This window comes from Glycomyces sp. NPDC049804 (assembly GCF_040674615.1).
GTDB lineage: Bacteria > Actinomycetota > Actinomycetes > Mycobacteriales > Micromonosporaceae > Glycomyces > Glycomyces niveus.
This window is the reverse complement of record NZ_JBFAMQ010000005.1, coordinates 48,139-72,781: the sequence shown is the minus strand read 5'-3', so window position 1 is coordinate 72,781 and position 24,643 is coordinate 48,139. Positions and strand designations below refer to the sequence as shown.

The 24,643-nt window shown below is 71.6% G+C and carries 21 protein-coding genes; 7 read left to right on the top strand and 14 right to left on the bottom strand.

Going from position 1 to position 24,643, the window contains the following annotated elements:
- Nucleotides 1-74 precede the first annotated feature (74 nt).
- From AB0K52_RS09360 to AB0K52_RS09340, 5 genes are all read right to left on the bottom strand, one after another.
- A complete protein-coding gene (locus tag AB0K52_RS09360; protein ID WP_363528577.1) occupies nucleotides 75-1,370 on the bottom strand; it encodes an extracellular solute-binding protein in 1,296 nt (431 codons plus the stop codon).
- 95 nt (nucleotides 1,371-1,465) lie between these two features.
- A complete protein-coding gene (locus tag AB0K52_RS09355; protein WP_363528574.1) occupies nucleotides 1,466-2,923 on the bottom strand; it encodes a rhamnulokinase family protein in 1,458 nt (485 codons plus the stop codon).
- Nucleotides 2,920-4,944, bottom strand: a complete 2,025-nt coding sequence (locus AB0K52_RS09350; RefSeq protein ID WP_363528571.1) for a bifunctional aldolase/short-chain dehydrogenase — start codon at nucleotides 4,942-4,944, stop codon at nucleotides 2,920-2,922. Before AB0K52_RS09350 ends, AB0K52_RS09355 begins: the two co-directional genes overlap by 4 nt.
- Nucleotides 4,945-4,946: 2 nt before the next feature.
- Nucleotides 4,947-6,116, bottom strand: a complete 1,170-nt coding sequence (rhaI, locus tag AB0K52_RS09345; RefSeq protein ID WP_363528568.1) for an L-rhamnose isomerase — start codon at nucleotides 6,114-6,116, stop codon at nucleotides 4,947-4,949.
- Nucleotides 6,113-6,508 carry an L-rhamnose mutarotase gene (locus AB0K52_RS09340; protein ID WP_363528565.1) on the bottom strand — a complete coding sequence of 132 codons (396 nt, stop codon included), beginning with the start codon at nucleotides 6,506-6,508 and terminating at the stop codon, nucleotides 6,113-6,115. Before AB0K52_RS09340 ends, rhaI begins: the two co-directional genes overlap by 4 nt.
- Before the next feature lie 286 nt (nucleotides 6,509-6,794).
- Here AB0K52_RS09340 and AB0K52_RS09335 point away from each other — a divergent pair, with 286 nt between their 5' ends.
- On the top strand, nucleotides 6,795-7,802 hold the full coding sequence (locus tag AB0K52_RS09335) for a LacI family DNA-binding transcriptional regulator (protein WP_363528563.1): 1,008 nt from the start codon (nucleotides 6,795-6,797) through the stop codon (nucleotides 7,800-7,802).
- 143 nt (nucleotides 7,803-7,945) lie between these two features.
- On the top strand, nucleotides 7,946-9,451 hold the full coding sequence (locus AB0K52_RS09330; RefSeq protein ID WP_363528560.1) for an alpha-N-arabinofuranosidase: 1,506 nt from the start codon (nucleotides 7,946-7,948) through the stop codon (nucleotides 9,449-9,451).
- 55 nt (nucleotides 9,452-9,506) lie between these two features.
- On the opposite strand, the gene AB0K52_RS09325 is transcribed toward AB0K52_RS09330, so the two are convergent.
- The 5 genes from AB0K52_RS09325 to AB0K52_RS09305 form a co-directional block, all read right to left on the bottom strand.
- Nucleotides 9,507-10,580, bottom strand: a complete 1,074-nt coding sequence (locus tag AB0K52_RS09325; RefSeq protein ID WP_363528557.1) for a 3-deoxy-7-phosphoheptulonate synthase — start codon at nucleotides 10,578-10,580, stop codon at nucleotides 9,507-9,509.
- A 255-nt stretch (nucleotides 10,581-10,835) separates the two neighbouring features.
- Nucleotides 10,836-11,561 (bottom strand): maleylpyruvate isomerase N-terminal domain-containing protein, encoded by a 726-nt coding sequence (locus tag AB0K52_RS09320; RefSeq protein ID WP_363528554.1) that lies wholly within the window; start codon nucleotides 11,559-11,561, stop codon nucleotides 10,836-10,838.
- On the bottom strand, nucleotides 11,486-12,451 hold the full coding sequence (locus AB0K52_RS09315) for a hypothetical protein (RefSeq protein ID WP_363528551.1): 966 nt from the start codon (nucleotides 12,449-12,451) through the stop codon (nucleotides 11,486-11,488). The genes AB0K52_RS09320 and AB0K52_RS09315 overlap by 76 nt, the downstream gene beginning before the upstream one ends.
- 60 nt (nucleotides 12,452-12,511) lie before the next feature.
- Nucleotides 12,512-13,291, bottom strand: a complete 780-nt coding sequence (locus AB0K52_RS09310; protein WP_363528549.1) for an exodeoxyribonuclease III — start codon at nucleotides 13,289-13,291, stop codon at nucleotides 12,512-12,514.
- 55 nt (nucleotides 13,292-13,346) lie between these two features.
- Nucleotides 13,347-15,626, bottom strand: a complete 2,280-nt coding sequence (locus tag AB0K52_RS09305; protein ID WP_363528546.1) for a hypothetical protein — start codon at nucleotides 15,624-15,626, stop codon at nucleotides 13,347-13,349.
- 113 nt (nucleotides 15,627-15,739) lie between these two features.
- Here AB0K52_RS09305 and AB0K52_RS09300 point away from each other — a divergent pair, with 113 nt between their 5' ends.
- Genes AB0K52_RS09300 through arfB form a run of 5 tightly spaced genes read left to right on the top strand, consistent with a single transcriptional unit; the run spans nucleotide 15,740 to nucleotide 21,786 of the window.
- Nucleotides 15,740-16,552 (top strand): exodeoxyribonuclease III, encoded by an 813-nt coding sequence (locus tag AB0K52_RS09300; protein ID WP_363528544.1) that lies wholly within the window; start codon nucleotides 15,740-15,742, stop codon nucleotides 16,550-16,552.
- 43 nt (nucleotides 16,553-16,595) lie between these two features.
- On the top strand, nucleotides 16,596-19,124 hold the full coding sequence (locus tag AB0K52_RS09295) for a DUF3516 domain-containing protein (protein ID WP_363528541.1): 2,529 nt from the start codon (nucleotides 16,596-16,598) through the stop codon (nucleotides 19,122-19,124).
- A 9-nt stretch (nucleotides 19,125-19,133) separates the two neighbouring features.
- On the top strand, nucleotides 19,134-20,270 hold the full coding sequence (locus AB0K52_RS09290) for a hypothetical protein (protein ID WP_363528538.1): 1,137 nt from the start codon (nucleotides 19,134-19,136) through the stop codon (nucleotides 20,268-20,270).
- Between the two features lie 40 nt (nucleotides 20,271-20,310).
- Nucleotides 20,311-21,357: an aminoglycoside phosphotransferase gene (locus AB0K52_RS09285; RefSeq protein WP_363528536.1), complete on the top strand. Its 1,047-nt coding sequence runs from the start codon at nucleotides 20,311-20,313 to the stop codon at nucleotides 21,355-21,357.
- A gap of 9 nt (nucleotides 21,358-21,366) precedes the next feature.
- Nucleotides 21,367-21,786 (top strand): alternative ribosome rescue aminoacyl-tRNA hydrolase ArfB, encoded by a 420-nt coding sequence (gene arfB, locus AB0K52_RS09280; RefSeq protein WP_363528533.1) that lies wholly within the window; start codon nucleotides 21,367-21,369, stop codon nucleotides 21,784-21,786.
- Here the strand turns inward: arfB and AB0K52_RS09275 are convergent.
- From AB0K52_RS09275 to AB0K52_RS09260, 4 genes are read right to left on the bottom strand one after another with little or no spacing between them, the layout of a single operon-like run.
- Nucleotides 21,783-22,757: a glycoside hydrolase family 43 protein gene (locus tag AB0K52_RS09275; RefSeq protein WP_363528530.1), complete on the bottom strand. Its 975-nt coding sequence runs from the start codon at nucleotides 22,755-22,757 to the stop codon at nucleotides 21,783-21,785. The genes arfB and AB0K52_RS09275 overlap by 4 nt on opposite strands.
- A gap of 1 nt (nucleotide 22,758) precedes the next feature.
- Nucleotides 22,759-23,370 (bottom strand): YigZ family protein, encoded by a 612-nt coding sequence (locus AB0K52_RS09270; RefSeq protein WP_363528527.1) that lies wholly within the window; start codon nucleotides 23,368-23,370, stop codon nucleotides 22,759-22,761.
- A gap of 1 nt (nucleotide 23,371) precedes the next feature.
- Nucleotides 23,372-24,019, bottom strand: coding sequence for a response regulator transcription factor (locus AB0K52_RS09265; protein WP_363528525.1), 648 nt, complete (start codon nucleotides 24,017-24,019; stop codon nucleotides 23,372-23,374).
- A 26-nt stretch (nucleotides 24,020-24,045) separates the two neighbouring features.
- A complete protein-coding gene (locus AB0K52_RS09260) occupies nucleotides 24,046-24,414 on the bottom strand; it encodes a hypothetical protein (protein ID WP_363528522.1) in 369 nt (122 codons plus the stop codon).
- Nucleotides 24,415-24,643 lie beyond the last annotated feature (229 nt).

Below are 24,643 nucleotides of genomic sequence, written 5' to 3'. Positions count from 1 at the left end.
CTTCGGTGGAGCTTGCGAGCCGAAGCGGTGGCTCTGTCGATATGCCTTGCCGAGGCGAAGCCCGGCCGGGTGGGTTACTGCTCGTTCGCCAGGAGGGTCTCAGCCTCGGTGAAGAACAGCGCGGCGGCCTCGTCCGGCGTCATCTCGCCGTACTGGACCTGCTGGTACAACTCACCGAACTTGACCTCGATCGCACCCGTCGCCGCCGGCGGGGCCGGCGGCGGCGACGTGAGGTACTGCGCCACCGACGCCTCGTAGTCGATGACGGCCTGCGAGGCCGCATCGAGCTCGACGTTCGCCAATCCGGTGTTGGTCGCCGGGATACCGCGGCTGGTACCCAGGATCTTGATCGCCTCCGGGTCGCCGAGGAGGAAGTCCACGAGCTTCGCCGAAGCCTCGGCCTGCTCCGTGGCGGCCGCGATCACGAACTGCATCGAGGGCTTGAGGTACAGGCCCAGGTTGTCCGGGTCCAGCGACGGCGGCGCGGTGAGCGCGAGCGTCCCGCCATTGGCCTCCACCGTCGGCGAGAAGCCGGGCATGAAGTTGTCCCAGCCGATCTCGGACGCGAGCAGGTCCTGCACGAGCCCGCCCTCGACCCATTCGATCGTCGTCTCGACCGGCGGGACGTCCCCGGCCGCGTACAGGTCGGCCGTGGTCTGCCACCATTCGGCGAGCTTGGCCTGGTCGAACGCGATCGCCTTGCCGTCCTCGGTGTAGAACGAGCCGCCCTGCTGACGCAGCCACAGCTCCATGAAGTGGTACTGGCCGGCCCAGTCGCCGCCGCCCCACTTCCCGCCGCCGAGACCGGCGGTGACGGTGGCGATGTCGGCCTTGTAGGCGTCCCAGCTGTAACCGGGCGCGGGCGTCGCCACGCCGTGCGCCTCGAACCAGTCCGCGCGGTAGATCAGACCGAGGGTGTTCCCCGCGGCCGGCACGGCGATGAGCTTGCCGTCGAGCTTCGCCGTCTCGAGGAACCCCTCACGGAAGTCGTCGGTCTTGACGACGCCCTCGAGGGGCAGCAGCAGCCCGGAGGTCCCGAACTGCCGCAGCCGCGAGTAGTCCATCTGGAACACGTCGGGCAGGTCCTGCGAGGCCATACGGCCGGTCATGCCCTCCCAGTAGGTCGGGAAGTCGGCGAAGTTCATCTTCACCTTGATGCCGACGTTCTTCTGCTCGAAGAGCGCGACCGCCTCCTTGGTGATGTCGGCGCGCGTCTGGTCGCCCCACCACTCGAAGCTGATCTCGATCGGGTCGTCGGCCGTGCCGGCCGGCCCGTCCTCGCCGCACGCGGCAGCGGCGGCGAGGACCGCCGCGGCCGAAGCACCGGTGAGGAGTGAGCGGCGCCGGAGGCCGTGAGGATTGCGCATCATCGTTGACTTGCTCCTTCTATATAAGAGGGGTCCCACCCGAGGGGCGGGCCTTCGGGATCTATTCGATTCGCCGGCCGCCCGACCGGACAGTGCCGTCAGGCGACGGGGGCGGTCGTGAACCGCGCCGCCGCTCGCACCCAAGGGTCTTGCGGCCCTCGGGGTTCGAAGCGGCGCGGACGTGCGGAGGCGCGAGCGGCGGCGCGACGGGCCTCGGGGCCCGCCGCGATCAGACCCAGCGCTTGGGCTTGGACGAGGGCATTGCCCAGAGCGGTGGCCTCGTCGGGACCGGCCAGCACCACGCGCCCCGTGGCGTCGGCCGTCAACTGGCACAGCAGCGCGTTGTTCGCCCCGCCCCCGACAATGTGCACCGTCGAGATCGGATCACCCGTCAAGGCCTCGAGATCGTCGAGGGCGCGCCGATGGGCCAGCGCGAGCGAATCGAGCACGCACGCCGCCACCGCCGCAGGCGTCTCAGGGACCGGCTGACCGGTCTCCGCGCAATAGGCGCGAATCCGCGCCGGCATGTCGCCGGGGCCGGCGAACCGGGCATCGTCAGGGTCCACCACCGAACGCAACCGCTCGCACCGCCCGGCCCCGGCAAGAAGGTCACCGAGCGCCACATCACGACCCTCACGGCGCCAAGCGCCGACCGACTCGCTCAGCAGCCACAGCCCGGCGACATTGCGCAGGAAGCGGATCCCACCGTCAGCGCTCCGCTCGTTCGTGAACCCGGCCGCCAACGCATCAGGCGTGGTGATCGGGGATGGCCGCTCCACCCCGACGAGCGACCAAGTGCCGCAAGAGATGTACGCGGCCCCGTCGCCCGCATAGGGCACCGCGGCGACCGCCGCGGCCGTGTCATGACTCGCCGTCGCAACGTACGCCGTGGACGGCGCGAGGCCGGTGACCGCGGCGACCTCGGGCAGAACCGCGCCGAGCACCGTACCGGTGGGAGTGATCGACCCGAGCAGGTCCGCGCGGCAACCCGCCGCCGAGCACAACTCGTGCCGCCACGTCCCCGTGCCCTGGTCCACCAGGCCGGTCGTGGACGCGTTCGTGGCCTCGCACGCGCTGGCGCCCGAGAGCCAGTACCCGATGAGGTCGGGGATGAGGAGGAGCCGGTCGGCGCGGTCGAGCGCGTGCGGGTCCTCGGCTGCGAGCTGGAACAGCGTGTTGAACGGCTGGTGCTGGATGCCGGTGCGCGCGAACAGGTCCGCGGGGTCGAGCGCGGCGAGGAGCCGGTCGCGGGCGGGCGCGTTGCGGGCGTCGCGGTAGCAGACGGGGTTGCCCATCAGGCGCCCGTCGGCGTCGAGGAGGCCGTAGTCGACGGCCCAGGAGTCGACGCCGACCGCGACGGCGTCGCCCACGGCCCGCAGTCCCTCGAGGATCCCCGACCACAGGCCGAGGACGTCCCAGTGGAGGCGGCCGTGGACCGGGACCGCCCGGTTGGGGAACCGGGCGGCCTCGGCGAGGCGGATCCGGTCCCCGTCGACATGGGCGGCCATGACGCGCCCGGAGGACGCGCCCAGGTCGACGGCGGCGAGGACGGTCACCGCAGGAATCCTTGCGGGTTGCCCGAGTCCACGGGGAGGTGGACGCCGGTGGTCAGGCCCAGGTCGGGGCCGACGAGCGCGTAGACGGCGTCGGCGACCGAGGAGGGCAGCACCTCTTTCTTGAGGAGGGTGCGCCCGGCGTAGTACTTGCCGAGCTCGGATTCCTCGACGCCGTAGACGGCGGCGCGGTTGGCGCCCCAGCCGGAGGCGAAGATCCCGGAGCCGCGGACGACGCCGTCGGGGTTGACGCCGTTGACGCGGATGCCGTGCTCGCCCAGTTCGGCGGCGAGGAGCCGCACCTGGTGGGCCTGGTCGGCTTTCGTGGCGGAGTAGGCGATGTTGTTGGGGCCGGCGAACACCGAGTTCTTCGACGCGATGTAGACGATGTCTCCGCCCAGGCCCTGGGCGATCATGACCCGGGCGGCCTCGCGGGAGACGAGGAACGAGCCTTTCGCCATCACGTCGTGCTGCAGGTCCCAGTCCGCGGCGGTCGTCTCCAGCAGCGGCTTCGACAGCGACAGCCCCGCGTTGTTCACGACCAGGTCGACCCCGCCGAACGCCAGCGCGGCCGCGTCCAGTGCGGCGGCGATCGCCGCTTCGTCGGTCACGTCGCAGGCCACACCGATCGCGGCGTCGGCGGTCCCGATCTCGGCCGCCGCCGCCTCGGCTTTCGCCAGGTCGAGGTCGGCGATGACGACGCACGCGCCCTCGGCCGCGAACCGCTCGGCGGTGGCCTTGCCGATGCCGCCGGCCGCGCCGGTCACGAACGCGACCCGTCCCGCGAGCGGCTTGGGCTTCGGCATCCGCCGCAGCTTGGCCTCTTCGAGGTCCCAGTACTCGATGCGGAACTTCTCCGCCTCGGCGATCGGGTGGTACCGGGAGATCGCCTCGGCCCCGCGCATCACGTTGATCGCGTTGACGTAGAACTCCCCCGCCACGCGCGCGGTCTGCTTGTCGGGCCCGAACGAGAACATGCCGACACCGGGCACGAGCACGATCGCCGGGTCCGCGCCGCGCATCGCCGGCGACTCCGGCGTCGCGAACCGCTCGTAGTAGGCCCGGTAGTCCTCCCGGTAGGCCGCGTGGCGTTCCCGGAGGTGCGCGATGACCTCCGCAAGCGGCTGCGCCGCAGCGGTCTCGAGCACCAGCGGCCGCACCTTCGTGCGCAGGAAGTGGTCAGGGCACGACGTGCCCAAAGCCGCCAGCTCGCCCAACCGCTCCGAAGCGAGGAAATCGAGGACGACCGGGTCGTCGGTGAAATGCCCGACCTGGCGGCGATCGGTCGAGACCAGCCCCCGGATCACCGGCGCGAGCGCCGCCGCCCGCGCCGCACGCGCTTCGGCGTCGAGGGGCTCGGCCACGCGCGCCCCGAACGGGTCGGCCTTGCCGCGCTCGGCGATGAACGCCTCGCACCCGCGGATGATCTCCAGCGAGTTCGCCTCGCACGCCTCGGACGTGTCGCCCCAGGCGGTGATGCCGTGCCCGCCGAGAATGCACCCGATCGCCTGCGGATTCGCCGCCTTCACCGCGGCGATGTCCAGCCCCAGCTGGAATCCCGGCCGGCGCCAGTCCACCCACACGACCCGGTCGCCGAAGCACGCCTTCGTCAGAGCCGGGCCGTCGGCGGCCGTCGCGAACGCGATCCCCGAGTCAGGGTGCAGATGGTCCACATGCGCCGCGTCGACGAGCCCGTGCATCGCCGTGTCGATCGACGGCGCCGCCCCGCCCCGCCCGTGCAGGCAGAAGTCGAACCGCGCCACCATCGCGTCCTCGGCGTCCACACCCGGATACGTGCCCGCCATGGCCCGCATCCGATCCAGCCGCAGCACCGCCAGACCCGCCGCCGTCAGCGTCCCCAGGTCGCCCCCGGAACCCTTGACCCACAGCAGCTCCACCGGCGCACCCGTCACCGGGTCGATCTCGGTCCCCTTCGCCGACGTGTTCCCGCCCGCGAAATTCGTGTTCCGCTTGTCCGCGCCCAGCCGGTTCGACCGGCCGATCAGATCCTCGACCGCACCCACGACTACGCCCCCCAACCGGCGGCCTGACCGCCCTGGCGGTCGGCCCGGATCTTCTCCGCATACCCCGACGCCGCGTACGCCGCCATCGGATCGGCGTCCAGACCCTGCTCCTCGCGGAGCTCGGCCAGGAGCGGGCGCACATCGGTGTTGTAGGCGTCCATCAGGACCGCGTTGGCGCCCAGCACATCTCCGGCGGCCTGCGCCTCGCCGAGCGCGTCGGTGTCGACCAGGAGCGCCTTCGCGGTCGCCTCCTGCACGTTCATCACCGACCGGATCTGACCGGGGATCTTCGGCTCGATGTTGTGGCACTGGTCGAGCATGTACGCGATCCCCGAATCCGGGCCCACCACGCCCCGCAGCGCCAGCTCGTGCATGATCCGGAACAGCTGGAACGGATCCGCCGAACCCACCATCAAGTCGTCGTCGGCGTAGAACCGCGAGTTGAAGTCGAACCCGCCGAGCTTGCCCTCCCGCAGCAGCACCGCCACGATGAACTCGATGTTCGTCCCCGGCGCATGGTGCCCGGTGTCGATCACCACCTGCGCCTTCGGTCCGAGCTTGAGGCAGTGCGCGTACGCCGTCCCCCAGTCGGGGACGTCCATCGTGTAGAACGACGGCTCGAACAGCTTGTACTCCAACAGGAGGCGCTGGTCGTCGCCGAGGCGGTCGTAGACCTCGGCGAGGACGTCGGCGAGGCGGGCCTGGCGGTCGGCGATGGCGTCCTGGCCGGGGTAGTTGGTGCCGTCGGCGAACCAGAGTTTGAGGTCGGTCGAGCCGGTGGCGTCCATGATGTCGACGCATTCGAGGAGGTGGTCGGTGGCCTTGCGGCGGACGGCGGGGTCGGGGTGGCAGACGGAGCCGAGCATGTAGGCGTCGTCTTGGAAGGTGTTGGAGTTGATGGTGCCGATGCGCACGCCGAGGTCGGCGGCGTGGGCGGCGAGGGCGGCGTAGTCGTCCGCTTTGTCCCAGGGGATGTGGAGTGCGACGGAGCCGGCGGCGCCGGTGTACTGGTTGACCTGGGCGGCGTCGGCGATCTTCTCGTAGGGGTCGCGGGGGACGCCGTGTTGGGCGAAGACTTTGAAGCGGGTGCCGGAGTTGCCGAAGGCCCAGGAGGGCAGTTCGATGGTCTGGGCGGCGAGGATCTGCTTGGCGGTGGTGCTGCGGTCGCTCATTCGCCGGCTCCTTCGTTGGCGGCCTGGGCCAGTTGGGTCTCGAGGTTGAACACTTCGGGGAGGACGGTGAAGGCGTCGTCGGCGTTGGCGCCGCCGGTGCCTTCGAAGAAGGGGGCCATCTCGGCCTGCCAGCGGGCGTTGACCTCGCGCTGGGCCATGCCGGCGCGGGCGGCGTCGAAGTCGTCGGTCTCCAGGTAGCCCACGAGGAGTCCGTCGTCGCCGAGGAAGAGGGAGTAGTTGGTCCATCCGGTCTCGGCGAGGGCGGCGAGCATGTCGGGCCAGACGGCGGCGTGGCGTTCGCGGTACTCGTCGAGGCGGTCGGGCCGGACGCGGAGCGTGAAGCACACGCGCGCCTTGGAAGGCGCTTGCAGGCCGTTGGTCGGGGCTGCCAAGGGGGTTCCTCCTCGGGAGTGTTCGCGGGGCGTGGCGGTGAGGGCCGCACACATTTTGAATCGATTCATGAAGGGATTTCGATAAGTTAAAACCCTCGGGCCTCAGGTTGTCAAGGCGCGACCACGAAGAAATTCGAACACGGTTCGGTATATGCTCCTCAAGCTCCGGCTACACCGTTGAACCGTTTCAACCGGTTGCCCGAGCGCCCACCCGCAGCGACAGCCGTCGATCCCGATGCGCGCCCCTGCATTACCCTGGGCTCCCGACAGCATTCGTGAGGTGACGATGACCACAACCAGCATGAAGGACGTCGCGCGCGCCGCCGGCGTGTCGGTCGGGACGGTCTCCAACGTGCTCAACCGGCCCGAGGCCGTCGCCGAGGAGACCCGCTCCCGCGTGCAGGCCGCCATCGCCGAACTCGGCTACGTGCGCAACGACTCCGCCCGCCAACTGCGGGCCGGGCGCTCGCGCACCGTCGCGGTCGTCGTGCTGGACGTGGCCAACCCGTTCTTCACCGACGTGGTGCGCGGCGCCGAACCCCTCATCGAGTCCGCCGGCGGCGTCGTCACCGTCTGCGACTCCGGCGAAGACGTCCGCCGCGAACGCCGCCACCTCGAGATCCTCGAAGAGCAGCGCGTCCTCGGCCTGCTCATCACCCCCGTCGACGACACCTCCGCCTCCTGGATCGAACGCCTCTCCGGCCACGACATCCCCCTGGTCCTCGTCGACCGCGGCGCCGGACGCCACCCCCACTGCTCGGTCGCCGTCGACGACGTCCACGGCGGCCGCCTCGCCGCCGGCCACCTCGCCGACCGCGGCCACGCCCGCATCGCCTTCGTCGGCGGCCCCGCCTCCATCCCCCAGGTCGCCGACCGCCTCGCGGGCTGCCGCGAGGTCTGCGACGAGCGCGGCGTCGCCCTCGAGGTCTTCACCACCGCCGGCCTCAACTTCGCGGCCGGGCGCGAGGCCGTCGAGCAGATGCTCGGCCTCGACGAGCGCCCCACGGCCGTGTTCTGCGCCAACGACCTCGTCGCGCTCGGCGCCCTCCAGGCGCTGACGATGCACGGCGTCAAGGTCCCCCAGGAGTGCGCGATCATCGGCTACGACGACATCGACTTCGCCGCCGCCGCCGCGGTGCCGCTCTCCTCGATCCGCCAGCCGCGCTCACAGTTGGGCCGCACGGCCGCGCAGCTGCTGTTCGACGAGATCGGCGAGGGCGAGGGGCACACCCACCGCAACGTGGTCTTCCAGCCCGAACTGGTCGCACGGGCCTCCACCTCGCGGGAGCCGTAGCACGCGCGCGGGTCGGTGACGCCCCGCTCCTGTAACGGTAAAGTTCGGGTCTGGTAGCGTCGGCGCAACAACCGGCCCGGCGCGCTCGCGCCGCCCCCCGGGCCGCCGGCGACGATGCAGATGAACCCTTCCAGGAGGCGATAATGGCCGAGCACCACTCCGCGCGCATCGAGTTCGATCCGCGCTTCACCGTCGCCGACGTGCCCGAGCGGCTGTTCGGCTCCTTCGTCGAGCACCTGGGCCGGTGCGTCTACACCGGCATCTACGAGCCCGGGCACGCGACCGCGAACGCCGACGGCCTGCGCCAGGACGTCCTCGACCTCATCGCCGAACTGGGCCCGACCATGGTGCGCTACCCGGGCGGGAACTTCGTCTCCGGCTACCGCTGGGAAGACGGCACCGGCCCCAAGGAGGACCGCCCCCGCCGCCTCGACCTCGCCTGGGGCACCACCGAGACCAACCAGTTCGGCCTCGGCGAGTTCATGAAGTTCTGCCGCGCCACCGGGGTGGAGCCGAACATGGCCGTCAACCTCGGCACCCGCGGCCTGCAGGAGGCCCTGGACCTCCTCGAGTACGCCAACCACCCCGGCGGCACCTACTGGTCGGACCTGCGCCGCTCCCACGGCGACGAGGAGCCCTACGGCATCAAGCTGTGGTGCCTGGGCAACGAGATGGACGGCCCCTGGCAGATCGGCCAGAAGACCGCCCACGAATACGGCCGCACCGCCGACCAGGTCGCCCGCTCCATGCGGTACATCGACCCCGAGCTCGACCTCGTCGCCTGCGGCTCCTCCTCCCGCGGCATGCCCGAATTCGGCGCCTGGGAGGCCGAAGTGCTCACCCAGTCCTACGAGTCGGTCGACTACATCTCCGCCCACGCCTACTACCAGCCCCGCGACGGCGACTTCAAGTCGTTCATGGCCTCGGCGCAGGACATGGAGCTGTTCATCGACGGCGTCACCGCCACCGCCGACGCCGTCGGCGCGAAGCTCAAGAGCGACAAGAAGATCAACATCTCCTTCGACGAGTGGAACGTCTGGTACCAGGACGCCCCCACCGGCGAGCGCGACGAACCGTGGTCCGTCGCCCCCCGCCAGCTCGAGAACATCTACTCGACGATGGACGCCGTCGTCTTCGGGTCGCTCATGATCACGCTCCTGCGCCGCTGCGACCGCGTCACCGCCGCCTGCCTCGCGCAGCTGGTGAACGTCATCGCGCCCATCATGACCGAGCCCGACGGGCCGGCGTGGCGCCAGACCACGTTCTACCCCTTCGCCGAGGCCTCGAAGTTCGGCCGCGGCAAGGTGCTGCGCGTCAACGCCGCCTCACCGCAGCTCGAGACCGAGAAGTACGGCGCGGTCGACGCCCTCCACTCGGTCGCGGTGGCGAACGAGGACGGCACCTTCACGGTCTTCGCCGTCAACCGCGACCTCGAAGCGCCCCTCACGCTCGAGATCGACCTCGCCTCGCTCGGGGGCCGAACGGACCTGACCTGCTCGACGCTGACCGACGCGGACCCGAACGCGAAGAACACCCTCGCCGAGCAGGACCGGGTCGTCCCGGTCGACAACGGCGATATCACCGTCAAGGACGGCGTCGCGTTCGTCGAGCTGCCCGCGATGTCCTGGAACACCATCCGCATCGCCTAGGCCCACAGCGCAAAGAAGAGGCCCGCAGCCAAATGCTGCGGGCCTCTTGGTGTTGTCAGGCGCGGGCGGTGCGGACCGCGTCGGCGAGCTCACCCAGGAGCGCGGCGGTCTCGTCCCAGCCGACGCACGCGTCGGTGACCGACTTCCCGTACTCGAGGGTGTCGAGCGGGCCCGGCTCCTGGCGGCCCGGTTCGATGAAGCTCTCGATCATCAACCCGGCGACGCCCTGCTCCCCCGCCGCGATCCGCGCCGCGAGCTCGCGCACGACCTCGCCCTGGCGCACATGGTCCTTGCCGGAGTTGGCATGGCTGGCGTCCACCACGAGCCGCTGCGGCATGCCGTGCTTGGCCAAGAGCGCCAACGCGTCCCGAATGTCCTCCGGGCTGTAGTTCGGGCCGCCGCGACCGCCGCGCAGAATGATGTGGCAGTCCGGGTTGCCACTCGTGGAGACGATGGAGGCGCGCCCGTCCTCGTCCACGCCGAAGAACACGTGGTCCCCGGCCGCCGCCCGGCACCCGTCGATCGCCGAGGTCAGGTCGCCGTCAGTGGTGTTCTTGAACCCCACCGGCATCGACAGGCCCGACGCGAGCTGCCGGTGGACCTGGGACTCGGTGGTGCGGGCCCCGATCGCGCCCCACGAGACGGCGTCGGCGATGTGCTGCGGACTGGTCGGCTCCAGGAACTCGCACCCGACCGGCAGACCCGTGTCGAGGACGTCGAGCAGGACGCGCCGAGCGGTGCGCAGACCCAGCTCGACGTCGTGCGTCCCGTCCAGATGCGGGTCGTTGATCAGGCCCTTCCACCCGACCGTGGTGCGGGGCTTCTCGAAGTACACGCGCATGACGACCATGAGCGCGTCCGACAGCGGCGCCGCAGCGGCCGCGAGGCGCTGCGCGTAGTCCTTCGCGGCGGCCGGGTCGTGGACCGAGCAGGGACCCACGACCACCAGGAGGCGGTCGTCGGTGCCGTCGAGGACGTGCGTGACCTCGCGGCGGGTGCGCTCGACGAGCGCGGCGCGGTCGGCCCCGAGCGGCAGCTCAGCGCGGAGGGCGGCCGGGGCGACGAGCGGCTGGAACGCGGTGACGCGCAGGTCGCTGGTCTGCGGTGAGCGATCGGCGGGCGTGGTCATCGGAGTGCGGTTCCCATCTGTGTTGCGAGGCGGGTCCTGTCCACTCGAGGTCTTCCCGGTGCCGGCCCGCCTGACGACGAAAGGCAGCGACTCGTGTCGCTGCCTTGTTGGCTCCGGGTGTGTTCGTTCGTCAGCGCTCGAGGCGCCGGGCTCCACCCGGAGCCGGCGTAAAGCGCCAATAGTTGCGAACAGACCAAGACATGCGCCGAACCGTAGCACACCCGCCGAGCCGCCACCAACGGCCCGGGCCCGACGTCACAGTCCCGAGATCGTCCCCGGGGCGCGCTCGGACCTGGCCAGCGCCCGCACCAGGTCCGCCTGCCCGTGGCGCTTGACGGCCAGGCGCGCGAGCATCCACGCCGCCGTGTCGAACACGTCCTCGTCGAAGACGGGCGTGTCGATCCCGACCGAGTAGGCGAGGTCGTCGCTGTGCACGACGAGCTCCATGAGCCGGGTGCACAGGAAGTCGTCCAGGCCCATCGCATACGGCCAGCGCGTGTTCCCCGAGGTCTCACTGCCCTCCATCGCGGGCAGGGCGGCCTCGAGACCGGCGAGCGCCGCCTCGGCCTCGGCCGCGACCGCGGCGGCGCCGGTTTCGGCGGCGCGCTCGCCGCCGTCCCTGATGCCGGTGTTGTAGTCGTTGTCGATGTCGGCCGCGAGCCAGGCGACCCGGTCGTAATGCTCGAACAACGTCACGGTCGCCTTGCCCTCATGGTCGGCGGCGAGGGCCGCGGTGACGGAGGTCAGCTGCTGGAGCAGGTGCGCCGCGAGGCCGCCGACGGTGAACCCGGCGAGCGCGGACGACCCGGTCCAGGCCCGGTCACCGCGTCGTCCCCGGCGAGGGCGAGCGCGACCCGGGCGGCGCGCAGATACTGGTCGCGGATGCTGGTCATGTCGATCGCCTTCTAGCGCATGGAGACGTGGACGTGGTTGGTGTGGTCGGAGGCGGGATCGCCGCCGGCACCGGAGTAGGAGCGCCACCCCGACGACGGCGACCAGAACTCGCGGTACCAGATCACGTATTCGACGCCGAGCGAGTCGGCGTTGTTGACGTACCACGCGGCGAGCTGGTCGCCGTAGGTCTTGTCGTCGCCGGACGCGTCCTCGTTCTGGAACCCGGACTCGTCGGCGGCCCAGTCGCAGGCGCGGCCCAGCGGGTGCTCACCGGACCCGCCCGAGCGGTAGCAGGAGACGTAGTGGTCGAAGCCGGCCTCTATCGTCTCGTTGTACATGTGCAGGGTCCGCGGGGTGAGGCAGCCGTCGGTGGTGGGGTCGTCCTCGGTGCAGCCGCCGCCGTCGCCGCCGTAGCCTTCGGCGGCGGGCGCGCCCCCGTCCGAGCCGGGCCCGGCGGCCTCCTCGGCGCGCAACTCCTCGAGCTGCTCCTCGAGGTCTTCGGCGGCCTTCTCGGCGTCGGCGAGGGCGTCTTCGGCGGTCTTGATCTCGTCGGCGTGCGCTTGGCGCTGGGCCTCGAGCTCGTCGAGGAGGGCCCCGGCCTCGTTCATGAGCGCGGCGCGCTCGCCGCCGAGGAACCCCGAGTAGGTCATGGCGTCGACCAGGTCGCGGGTGTCCTCGGAGGAGAGGACCGCGTTGGTCTGCTGGAGGTCGCCCTCGGTGTGCAGATAGACGGCGTACTCGTTGAGTTCGGCGGTGAGCTCGTTGAACTGCGCCTCGGTCTCGGTGATGCGCGTCTCGAGTTCGGCGGCGCGGGCGTTGGCGGCGTCGACGGCCTCCTGGGCGTCGGCGACCTTGTCGATGGCCTCGGCCAGGTCGGATTCGAGGGTCTTCTCGTCGGGTTCGGCCGAGGCCGGCACCGGGAAGAACGCCACGAGGGCGGCGAGGACCACGACGGGGAGGATCTGCTTGCTGCGCACGGGTGGAGGTCTACTTCCGGAGGGTCGGGTCGCCGCCCCGGCGTGGGCGGCGGCCGGGGTTTACAGATCGAGGTCGACCACGAGGGGGGCGTGGTCGGAGGCGCCTTTGCCTTTGCGTTCGTTGCGGTCGACGTACGCGTCCTTGACGGCCGCCGTGAAGGCGGGGTTGGCCAGGGCGAGGTCGATGCGCAGGCCGCGGTTCTTGGGGAAGTCGAGGTTGCGGTAGTCCCAGAACGTGAACGGCTGGTCGTACTTGAGGGGGCGCGGGTAGACGTCGGCGAGGCCGGCGGCCTGGACGGCGGCCAGCGCGTCGCGCTCGTCCTTCGTGACGTGGGTGGTGCCCGGCCAGGCGTCGACGTCCCAGACGTCGGCGTCGGTGGGGCAGATGTTGTAGTCGCCGAGGGCGGCGAAGGGGAGGCTGCCGGCGGCGTTGACGGCGACGTCGTCGGCGAGGGCCTTGAGGAAGGCGAGCTTGTACGGGAAGTGCGGGTCCGCGACGTCGCGGCCGTTGGGGACGTACAGCGACTGGACGCGCACGGGCCCGCAGGTGGCGGTGATGGCGCGCGGTTCGACCTCGTCGCCGAAGGCGGGCTGGTCGGCGAGGCCGCGACGCACGTCCGCGATGCCGACGCGCGAGAGGATCGCGACGCCGTTCCAGCGGCCCAGGCCCCACGCGGCGGTCTCGTACCCGGCGGCGCTGATCGCGTCGATCGGCACGTCCGCGTCCGCGCACTTGAGCTCTTGGAGGCAGACCACGTCCGGCTCGGCGGTCTCGAGCCAGGCGATGAGCCTTTCGAGGCGGGCTTTGAGCGAGTTGATGTTCCACGTGGCCACGCGCATGGGCCTCACCCTACCCGCCGCCGGTCCCGGGTTGGCCGGACCCGGGGTGCGCCGGTCAGTTTCCGCTGGTGGGGGCGGTTGCGACCGGGTCCGGTGTGGCCGGTTCGGCACGTTCGGTGCGCGGCCCGACCGCGACGGCGAGGAGCCCGAACCCGAGCGCGGTGCAGAACCCGGTGACGGCGATCCCGGAGTCGTTGACGACCGCGCCGACGACGGCCACGGTGGTCAGGCCGATGACGGCGGCCGCGACCTCGTCGGAGCGGATCGGCGCCCGCTTGCGCCAGATCACGATCGCGCCGATGAGCGCGGCCAGCGAGATCCACGTCAGGGGCCGCCCGATGGTGCCGATGGCGGCGTCGGCCTTGCGGATGAGGATGTTCATAGCGGTCCCGTCGAGGACGGAGCCGACGAACCGGCCCAAGTGCGTCTGGTCCTCCTGCGGGCGCAGGTAGTCGAGGAACCCGCCGACCGCGAACACCGCGAACGCGATCCCGCCGGCGACGACCACGGCCTTGACCGTCAGACGGCGGCCCCACAACTTCCAGCAGCACAGGATGCCCGCCGCCACGAGCGTCAACGTGCCGCCCATGTCGCGGCCCAGGTTGGGGGCGCCCACGATCACCACCGCGCACACCCCGATCGCGATCGGCCCCCACACCCGGGCGCGGCCGCGCCACGGCAGGAACGCCACGAGCAGGATCACCGCCGCCGCGAAGACGGCGAACGCGTAGTTGCCCAGGCCCGTGAACCGGGCCCCCGCCTGCGCGGTGTACCCCATCGGGGTGTGCAGCGGCCAAGTCGCGCCCGAGACCTGGTCGACCGCGATCAGCAGCGCCGCGGCACCCGCGATCACCCACACCGGCCGCGCGCCCTGCCGCGTCCACGGCAGCGACGCCGCCACGGTGAGCACCGCGACGCCCGCGGCGATGATCGCCCAGAACGCCAGCGGCGGGTCGTCCGCCCGCCACCAGGGCGGGATACCGGCGGCGACGCCCGCGACCGGGATCGACGCGACCGCCAGGCACACCGCCCGCGCCAGGCCCCGGAACCGGTCCGACCCGCACAGCAGCCACACGGCCGCCGCCACACCGACCACGCCCAGGCCCGACAGGACCGAATAGAACACGAAGCTCACCGAGATGACCGCCTGCGACGCCGCCGTCTCGTCGATGCCCTCCGCGACCGCCGCACCGCTCGTCCGCCCCGCATCGGGAAGGACCTGGATCGGCGCGCCCGCCACCGTCGCCGGCACGTCGGCGCCGACCGCGTCCAGCGCCGTCGCCGTCACATCCACCAACTGGACGTACCCGTCGCGGCCGGTCGTCGCCGAAGTCAGCTCGCCCGCCTCGACCCCCGCCCCCTCGTACAAGACCGGGTGCAGGGCCGAGGGCGCCGACGCATCCGCGACACCGGCGACCAGCAGCCGCCAGTCCTCGGGCAGCGCCGCCCGGACTTCGCCCACGGCCGCGTCGGCCGCGCCGGCGGCCCGCTCGCGCACCGCGTCCGGCTCGGGCTCGATCTCGCCGGCATCGACCTCCCCCGACGGGTCGTCGGAGCCGACCCCGACGTCGTCCTGCCCGAGCTGGTCGTAGTCGGTGCTCGTGTCGGGCGCCTCGTCGGCCGCATCGCCCACGACCACACCAGGATCGACGATCACCACGTCGCACGCGGCCATCGCCGCCCCCAGCGAACCGAGATCCGGCGCCCAGAACGCGATCCGGCCCTCGGTGTCGGCCGCCGCCAGCGCCGCGCCCTCGCCGATGCCGGCCGCGCACGCCCCCGGGTCCGGCTCGACGACCGGCTCACCCGCCGCCTCCGCCTCGACAGCCGCGGCCTCCTCCTCGACGGCCATCGTCGCCAGGGCCTCGGCGAGCGATCCCAGCCGCGCCCCGTAGTTGAACGACTCGTTCGCTTCGACGAGCGCGTCCCAGCCCTCGGCCGACCAGCCGCCGCCGTCCTCGGCCGGGGCCGGCAGGTGCGACTGCGCCGCGCACTGCGCGTCCCGCGGCGCCGCGCCACCGGCGCGCTCGCCCGCGCCCAGGCTCAACCAGCCCGCCTCCGGGCACGTCCACGACCCGATGGTGCGCACGCTCATCGACCCCGACGCGCCCGAGCCGGCCATCGCCCACAGATGCGGCGTCACCGCTTCGTCGATGTCGGTCCACGCCAGGCCCGGCACGCCGACGACGATGATCCCCGCGACGTCGTCCTCAACCTCCGCCGCAGCGGCCGCCGGAGGCACCGCCAGCACCGCGCAGACCACCGCCAGCGCGGCCGCGAACCACCGCACCAACGCACCGCCTCCGCGCACCCGCACGCCCGCCTCCCAAGTCATGCCAGCAGTCTATGGGGTCCCCGCGCCACCGCCCGCTCCCTACCGTCAGACCTGCGCCACACACCGTCGCGCCGCGTCCGGCCGGGCCTGCCCGCCCGCGTTAGTCTGGGCCGATGCGCACCATCGCCACCGCGAACGTCAACGGGATCCGAGCCGCCGCCAAGAAGGGCGTCATCCCCTGGCTCGAACAGACCCAGGCGGACGTGGTTCTCCTCCAGGAAGTTCGCGCCGCCCACGACCAGATCCCCGCCGAAGTGCTCGAAGCCGGCGGCTGGCACTGGCATGTCGCCCCCTCGATCGTCGCCAAAGGACGCGCCGGCGTCGCCGTCCTGACCCGGGGCGAGCCCGAGGCCGTCCGCACCGGATTCGACGGATTCAGCGGCGCCGTCGAGTTCGACGATCACGGCCGCTACGCGGAGGTCGACCTCCCGGGCCTCACCGTCGCGAGCCTCTACCTTCCCTCGGGTGAGACCGACACGCCCCGCCAGGTGGAGAAGGAGCGCTTCATGACGGTCTTCGCCGCCTACCTGGCCCACGCCGCCAAGAAGGCCCAGGCGAGCGGCCGCGAACTGCTCGTCTGCGGGGACTGGAACATCGCCCACGCCGAAGCCGACCTCAAGAACTGGAAGTCCAACAAGAAGACCGCCGGCTTCCTCCCGAACGAACGCGCCTGGCTGACCGACCTCTACGCCACCGGCGCCTTCGTCGACGTCGTCCGCGCCCTCAACCCCGGCGTCGACGGCCCCTACTCCTGGTGGTCCTACCGCGGCCGCGCCTTCGACAACGACGCCGGCTGGCGCATCGACCTCCACGTCGCCACCGCCGGCCTCGCCGCGAAAGCCACCAAAGCCTGGGTCGACCGCGCCCCCGCGCACGACCAGCGCTGGTCCGACCACGCCCCCGTCCTCGTCACCTACGACCACTAGGACCAGGACCCGCCTGGCCGGCCGGCCGGGCGGGCGGGCACCATTGAACCCCGTGAGCCTCATCGACTACCTGCCGTCCTCGAACACGCCCGAACCCGACGACGTCTACACCGCTTTCGCGCAATGGGCCGAGGACGCCGGGATCGTCCTCTACGAGCACCAGGAAGAGGCCCTCCTGGCCATCTGCACCGGCCAGAACACCGTCATCGCCACCCCCACCGGCTCGGGCAAGTCCCTCATCGCCGCCGCCGCGCACTTCAACGCGCTCGCGAACCAGCGCACCTCCTTCTACACCGCGCCCATCAAGGCGCTCGTGTCCGAGAAGTTCTTCGAGCTGTGCGAGCAGTTCGGGCACGAGAACGTCGGCATGCTCACCGGGGACGCCGCCGTCAACCCCGACGCGCCGCTCATCTGCTGCACCGCCGAGATCCTCGCGAACCTCGCGCTGCGCGAGGGCGCCGACCTCGACTGCGACTCCGTCGTCGCCGACGAGTTCCACTTCTACGCCGAGCCCGACCGCGGCTGGGCCTGGCAGGTCCCCCTCCTCGAACTCCACCGCGCCCAGTTCACGCTGATGTCCGCCACCCTCGGCGACACCGAGTTCTTCCAGAAGGACCTCACCCGCCGCACGGGCCGCGAGACCGCCCTGATCGCCTCCGCGACCCGGCCCGTGCCGCTGCACTACGAGTACCGCAAGACCCCGCTGCACGAGACCGTCGAGAACCTGGTCGCCAATAACCGCGCCCCGGCGTACATCGTGCACTTCACGCAGGCCGCGGCCCTCGACACCGCCCAGTCGCTGTCGAGCCTCAGCCTCGTGGACAAGGACGCCAAGGCCGCGATCGGCACGGCCCTCGGCGGGTTCCGGTTCACCACCAAGTTCGGCCAGACCCTCGCCCGCCTCGTGCGCTCCGGGATCGGCGTCCACCACGCCGGCATGCTGCCCAAGTACCGCCGCCTGGTCGAGCGCCTCGCCCAGCAGGGCCTGCTCAAGATCATCTGCGGCACCGACACGCTCGGCGTCGGCATCAACGTGCCCATCCGCACGGTCCTGTTCACCGGCCTCACCAAGTACGACGGCCGCCGCACCCGGCGCCTGCGCGCCCGCGAGTTCCACCAGATCGCCGGCCGCGCCGGCCGCGCCGGGTTCGACACCGAGGGCTTCGTCGTCTGCGAGGCCCCCGAGCACGTCATCGAGAACGAGAAGGCCATGCAGAAGTTCGGGCTCGACCCGAAGAAGCGCAAGAAGATGGCGAAGAAGAAGCCCCCTGAGGGGTTCGTGGGCTGGTCCGACGAGACGTTCGCCGCGCTCTCGGAGGCCCCGCCCGAGCCGCTGCAGTCGCGCATGCGCATGACCCATGCGATGCTCATCAACCTCCTCGCCCGGCCCGGCAACACGTTCCAGCACGTGCGCACCCTCATCGAGGACTCCCACGCCGACCGCGCCACGCAGCTGAAGATGGCCCGCACCGCGCTCACGATCGCCCGCACCCTCCGCGACGCCGGCATCATCGTCATCGACGGCGGCAAGGTCAAACTCACCGTCGACATGCCCGACCACTTCGCGCTCAACCAGCCGCTCGCACCGTTCGCCTTGGCGGCGTTGGAGTTGCTGGACACCGAGTCGGACACGTACGCGATGGACGTGGTCTCCATCGTCGAGGCGACCCTCGAAGGGCCCGGTCAGATCCTGGCCGCGCAGCGCAGCAAGGCCACGGGCGCGGCGATCGAGGCGATGAAGGCCGACGGCCTCGACTACTACGACCGCATGAACCAGCTTGAAGACGCCGAAGTGGACTACCCGAAGCCCCTCGCCGACCTCCTCGAGGAGGCGTTCAGCGCCTATCGCACGAGCCACCCGTGGGCTGCCGACTACCAGCTCGAGCCGAAGTCGATCCTCCGCGAGATCTGGGAGGGCCGCATGAGCTTCGGCGAGTACATCGGCCTGTACGGGCTCCCGCGCGCCGAGGGGCTGCTGCTGCGGTACCTCTCGAGCGCGTACAAGGCGCTCATCCAGACCCTGCCCGAGGACACCGGCGGCGAGGAGCTCGACGACCTCACCGCGTGGCTCGGGGAGACGATCCGCCAGACCGACTCCTCGCTCATCAACGAGTGGGAGCAGCTGACCAACCCGGCCGAGCAGGACGAGGACATCGACACCGGCCGCCCGGCGCGGGCGTTCACCGACAACGAGCGGGCCTTCACCATCGCCGTCCGCAACGCCGCCTTCCGCCACGTCGAACTCGCCGCCGCCGACCGCGTCGAAGCCCTCGCGGCCCTCGAGACCGGCTGGCCCGTCTCCAAATGGGACGCCGCCCTGGAACGCTACTTCCAGGCCCATGACGACATCGGCACCGCCGGCGCCGCCCGCGGCGGCGAGTTCCTCGACATCGCCAAGGACGGCCGCACCTGGACCGTCCGCCAGACCATCGACGACCCGGCGGGCGACAAGGACTGGGCGATGGTCTTCACCGTCGACCTCGACGCCTCCGACGAGACCGGCACGGTCGTCATGACCCTGCAGGACTTCACCGACTTACGGTGGACCACAAGGGATCCGAGGAGTCGGTAGCATCGCCTGATGCCCCGACTCCTCCCCTCTGACGCGCTCGAAGGACCGCCGGTGCGCGCCCGCTGGGCGGCCATCCTCGCCATCGCACTCGCCGCCACCGCCGCGTCGACCGATTGGATCGCCGCCTGGGACGCCACTCGCGGCCTGGTGCCCGCCGCTACTGATCGCCACGACTGGGACGCCGCAGGCCTCGCCGCCGCGCCCGCCCTCGGCGACACCACCGGCCTGACCGACGGCATCGACGACCCCGCCGGCGCCGCGACCGCGCGGCTCGAAGCCGGAGACGTGGTCCTCGACCTGGTATGGGAAGCGCCCCTCACGCTCACGGAAGTCCGCGTCGAGACCTACACCGACGCCTTCGGCACCGGCCACCGCCTCGCGATCGGCATGGAGACCTCGACCGCGCCGGGCACCGGATGCGTCAACGCCTCCCTGCGCGCCCCGAAGACCGCCGCCGGGGACGCCACTGCCCTGCAGTACTGCATCCGCGCCGACCTCCACGAACCTCCGGGCGAACCCACCGGCGAATGGCGCCCGCTCCACTTCTTCCTCACGCAGACCGCCAACCTCGACGCGGCCGCCTACACCGATCCGCCCGCCGACCGCGCGAACGACCCGACCCTCGTCGACTACTTCGGATTCGGATTCGAGACCGGGAACGCCTACGACACCGGCCTGTGGCCGAACTGGCGATCCCCTCACTGGTACCGCGACCCCGTTTGCGACACCGACCCGGGCATCTACCGCAGCCTCGACGACCTGCACCTCACCGACCGCTACCAGGATCCGGCCCTCCACGGCACCGGCGCCGAACTCACCCGCCCGGGCTCGCCCGCCTACCCCGTCGAGGGCCGCCTCGTCCTGCCCGCCTGCACCCCGGTCGCCAACGACTACTTCGACGACGCCACCGCCCTCGAGCCGTACGCCGACATCACGCCCGTGCCGCTGTCGTCTTGGACCGAGTTCAACGCCTCCACCGCCGAGCCGCAGCCGCTGCGCACCGCCGTCGCAGTCGACGTCCGCTCCTGCGACACCGGATTCCGCACCTGCAGCAGCGATCCCACCGCCCCCGCAGACCCCTACCATCCGGCCAACAGCGGCGCCGTCGGCGAATGGCTCGACGAACTGCTCCGCACCGACCCGTGAAGCCGTGCCGCGCAAACGCATTCGATGGCAGAATCAGCCGGTGCTCTCCGACCCGCTCCACTCCCCCGTCGGCGTGCCGCTCCGGGCGGTCGCCGCGCTCCAGCACAACACCGGGAACCAGGCCACCGGCGGGATCTGGCGTGTCGCCGGGCCCGGCGGGGAGGCGATCCTCAAGCACCTCACGCCGGGCGGCGAGGGGCATGCGCACTGGGAGGCCTCCGCTGATCCGCGGCACTGGAACTTCTGGCAGCGCGAGTACCTCGCCTACACGACCGGGTTCGCCGCCGCGTACGGCCGCGACGGCGGCATCGGCGCCCCGGCGCTGCTCGCGGCCGGCGAGCGGCCCGACGGGAGCCGCGAGTTGTGGCTCGAGGCCGTCGAGGGCGTCCACGGCGGCCACTGGACCGCGCCGATGCTCGCCGACTTCGCGCGGCGCCTCGGCGTCGTCCAAGCGCTGCACCGCGGCGGCCCCGAGGAGCCCTGGCATTCGCGGCGGTTCCTGCGCCAGTACGCGGGCCGCCGCGACTTCCCAAGCGTCCCTTGGGATCACCCGGTCGCGGCCGCGCACTGGCCGCGTGAGACCCGCGAGGGCCTGCGGCTGGTCTGGGAGCGCCGCGCCGACCTGTTCGCCGTCGCCGAGCGGCTGCCGCAGACGGTCTGCCACCTCGACGTGTGGCCCATGAACCTCGTGCGGCGCGAGGGCGGCGAACCGGTCCTGCTCGACTGGTCGTTCACCGGCCGGGGCGCGATCGGCGAAGACGTCTCGAACCTCGTCGCCGACACGTTCTTCGACGGCCTCCAGCCCGTCGAACGCCTCGCCGAGACCGAAGCGGCCGTCACCGACGCCTACCTCCGCGGGCTCGCCGAAACCGGGTACGCCGATCCGGACGGCACCCGAAAAGGCATCGCCGCCACCGGAGCCGCCAAGTACTGTTGGCTCGCCCCGGCGATGCTCACGCGCCTCGCCGCGGGCCTGCCGATCGCCAGCGCCGACTACGACGCCGCCGAGGACGCCGCGGTGCTCGAACGGCGCCGCCCGATCCTCGACATGCTCGTCCGCTGGGCCCGCACCGCCCTCGACACCTGAGAGAACGCCATGCCCGTGCAAGTCACCGAGACCATCGCCATCCCCGACAGCGAACTGCGGTGGCGCTTCTCGCGGTCCTCGGGCCCGGGCGGGCAGGGCGTCAACACCACCGACTCGCGGGTCGAACTCGTCTTCGACCTGGCCGGGACGCAGGCGCTTTCGCCCGCACTGATCGAGCGGGCCCTCGCGCGCCTCGGCAGTCGCGTCGTGGAGGGCACGGTCGTGATCGCGGCGTCGGAGTTCCGTTCCCAGCTGCGCAACCGGGAGGCGGCGATGGAGCGGCTGGCCGAGCTGCTGCGGCGGGCGATCGCCGCGCCGCCGCCGGCCAGGAGGGCCACGAAGCCGTCGAAGGGCGCGAAGCGGCGGCGCCTGGAGGACAAGCGCCGCCGTTCGGACGTCAAGAAGCTGCGGCGCAGCACTGACGACTAGTGCTCGGGCAGGGGCCGCCCGAAGTCGGGGGTGCCGTCCTCGTTCCAGCCGAAGGGCTGGACGCGGCAGTGCCGGTCGGGGTTGTCGAGCGGGTCGCCGACGATCTCCTCGTAGGCGCGGGCGTGGAAGACCAGGAGGTCGTTGCCGTCCTCGTCGACGGTGAACGCGTTGTGGCCGGGGCCGTAGATGCCGTTGGCCGCGTTGGTGGTGAACACCGGCTCGGGGTGCTTGGTCCACGAGGCGGGGTCGAGGAGGTCGGCGCCCTCGTCGGCGCTGAGGAGGCCGACGCAGTACTCGGCGCCGGTGCCGGAGGCCGAGTAGGTGATGAAGACCTTGCCGTTGCGGATGAGGGCGTAGGGGCCTTCGTTGACGGCGAAGCGGATGGTCTCCCAGGGCAGTTCGGGGCGGGAGAGCTCGACGGGCGCGCCCTTGATCGTCCAAGGGTCCGCGAGCGCGGCGAGGAAGAGGCTGGTGTTGGAGCCTTCGAGGCCGGGGTCGTGCTGGGCCCAGCAGAGGTAGCGGGTGCCGTTGTGGGCGAAGGTGGTCGCGTCGAGGGAGAACGAGTCGACGGGCGTCTCGATCTGGCCCTTCTCGGTCCATTCGCCGGCGAGCGGGTCGGGGTTGCGGTTCTCCAGGACGTACATGCGGATGCGCCAGACGTCGGCGGTGGCCGATGCGGCCTCGCCCGCGGCGAAGTAGACGTACCAGGCGCCGTCGATCCAGTGCAGTTCCGGGGCCCAGATGTGGGAGCCCATGGGGCCCTCGGGGTGCTGGACCCAGATGGTGGTCTCCTCGGCGTCGCGCAGGCCCAGGAGGGTGTCGGCGCCGCGCAGCACGATCCGGTCGTAGGCGGGGACGGTGGCGGTGAAGTAATACCGGCCGTCGGTGTGCCTGGTGATCTGGGGGTCGGCGCGTTCGAGGATGAAGGGGTTCGGCAGCGCACTGGTCTTGTTATCGGTCACAACACGCATGCTACAACTCCACCCGGAGCGTCCCGCTAGGCTCCACCTCCGCCGCGCCCGCCGATTGGGACGCGAGCCAGTCCACCAGCAGCTCCACGTCCGAGCAGGCCAGGTCGAAGGCCACTTCCGCCCCGAACTCGACGCCGACGAGCCGCACGTCCTCGCGCAGGCGCAGCAGCCCCTCGAGGCTCCCGGCCAGGCCGTAGTCGACCCGCACGGTCAGGCGCTGCCAGCGCGCGAGCTCGACGGTCCCGGCGGCGTCGAGCGCGGCCGCGACGGCGGCGCCGTAAGCGCGCACGAGCCCGCCCGCGCCGAGTTTGACGCCGCCGAAGTGGCGGGTGACGACAGCGAGCACGTCGGTGAGGTCGCGCCCGCGCAGCACTTCGAGCATGGGGACGCCGGCGGTCCCGGCCGGTTCGCCGTCGTCGTTGGAGCGGGCCGACTGGCCGTCGTCGACGACGTAGGCGGTGCAGTTGTGCGTGGCGTCCCAGTTGGCCTTGCGGTGGGCGCTGATGCGGGCCCGCGCTTCGGCGTCGGAGGCGACGCGGTAGAGCGTGCAGATGAACCGGGACCGGTTGACGACGGTCTCGGTCGAGGCTTCGGCGGCGGCGATCGTGCGCATGTCAGCCCACGACGCCGTGCTCCCAGGCCCACGCCGCGATGCCCACGCGGTTGCGGACGCCGAGCTTGGCGCGTACGGCCTCCAGGTGGGTCTTGACGGTGGAGACGGAGACGAACAGGGTCTCGGCGATCTCGGCGTTGGTCTTGCCGCGCGCCACGAGCTCGACGACGTCGAGTTCGCGCTCGGTGAGCACGTGCGAGGCCTTCGGCCCCTCGGGGACGGGATCGGTGAGCCGCTCGAGCAGGCGCACGGTCACCGACGGGGAGATGAGCGACTCGCCGCTCGCGGCGGCGCGGACCGCCTCGATCAGGAGCGTCGGCCCGGAGTCCTTGAGCAGGAACCCGGTCGCGCCCGAGCGCAGCGCGCCGTACACGTACTCGTCGGTGTCGAAGGTGGTGACGACGACGATGCGCGGCCCGGTGCCGTTCGCCCCGGCGAGGAGCGTGCGGGTGGCCTCGAGGCCGTCGAGGCGCGGCATGCGGATGTCGAACAGGCACACGTCGGGCTTGTGCCGCCGCGCCTCCGCGACCGCGACGACGCCGTCGGGGGCGTCGGCGACCACTTCCATGTCGGGCTGGGAGTCGATGATGGCCCGGAACCCTGCCCGGACCATCTCCTGGTCGTCTGCGATCAGCACTCGGATTGCCACGCCCCGAGCCTAACCGGCTCCGGCCGCTAGGCGGCGGCGCCCGCCAGTTCGCGCTCGCGCGCCACAGGCGCGGGCTCGGCGACGGGGGCCGGGCGGACCGCCGCGACCGCCGATTCCTCGGCCTCGCGCTCGAGCACGGCCTGGCGGCGGGCCGAGCGCTGCCGGATGGCGAAGGTCGTGGTGACCATGAACAGCCAGGTGCCCTCGAGGAGGATCAGGCCCCAGTCGCGGCCGATGATCGCGGCGGTGAGCAGGATCGAGCAGGCCGAGATGACCAGCAGCAGCGAGGCGGGCTTGGTCGCGTGGATCTTGTGGGTCTGCAGGAGCAGGAAGTTGGTGATGTAGAGGAGCGCGCCGATGATCTGGAACAGGATGCGGACGTCGAACTCGTGCATGAGAAATCCTCGGAAGAACGTGAAGCAGGCAGGAAGGAGCCCCGCGCCGGCTCTGGCGCGGAAGCAGAAGGAGGAGAGAGGAGGAGGACCGAGGGGTTACAGGGTCGCGGCCGGGTGGCCGCTCGGTCTGCTGCGCGCGCAGACGACCGTTTCGGTCCCCTGGCGTACCCGCGTCTGGAGGGAGCCGCAGATGCAGCGGGTCCACACCGTCGTACCCGACGCGCTCCGG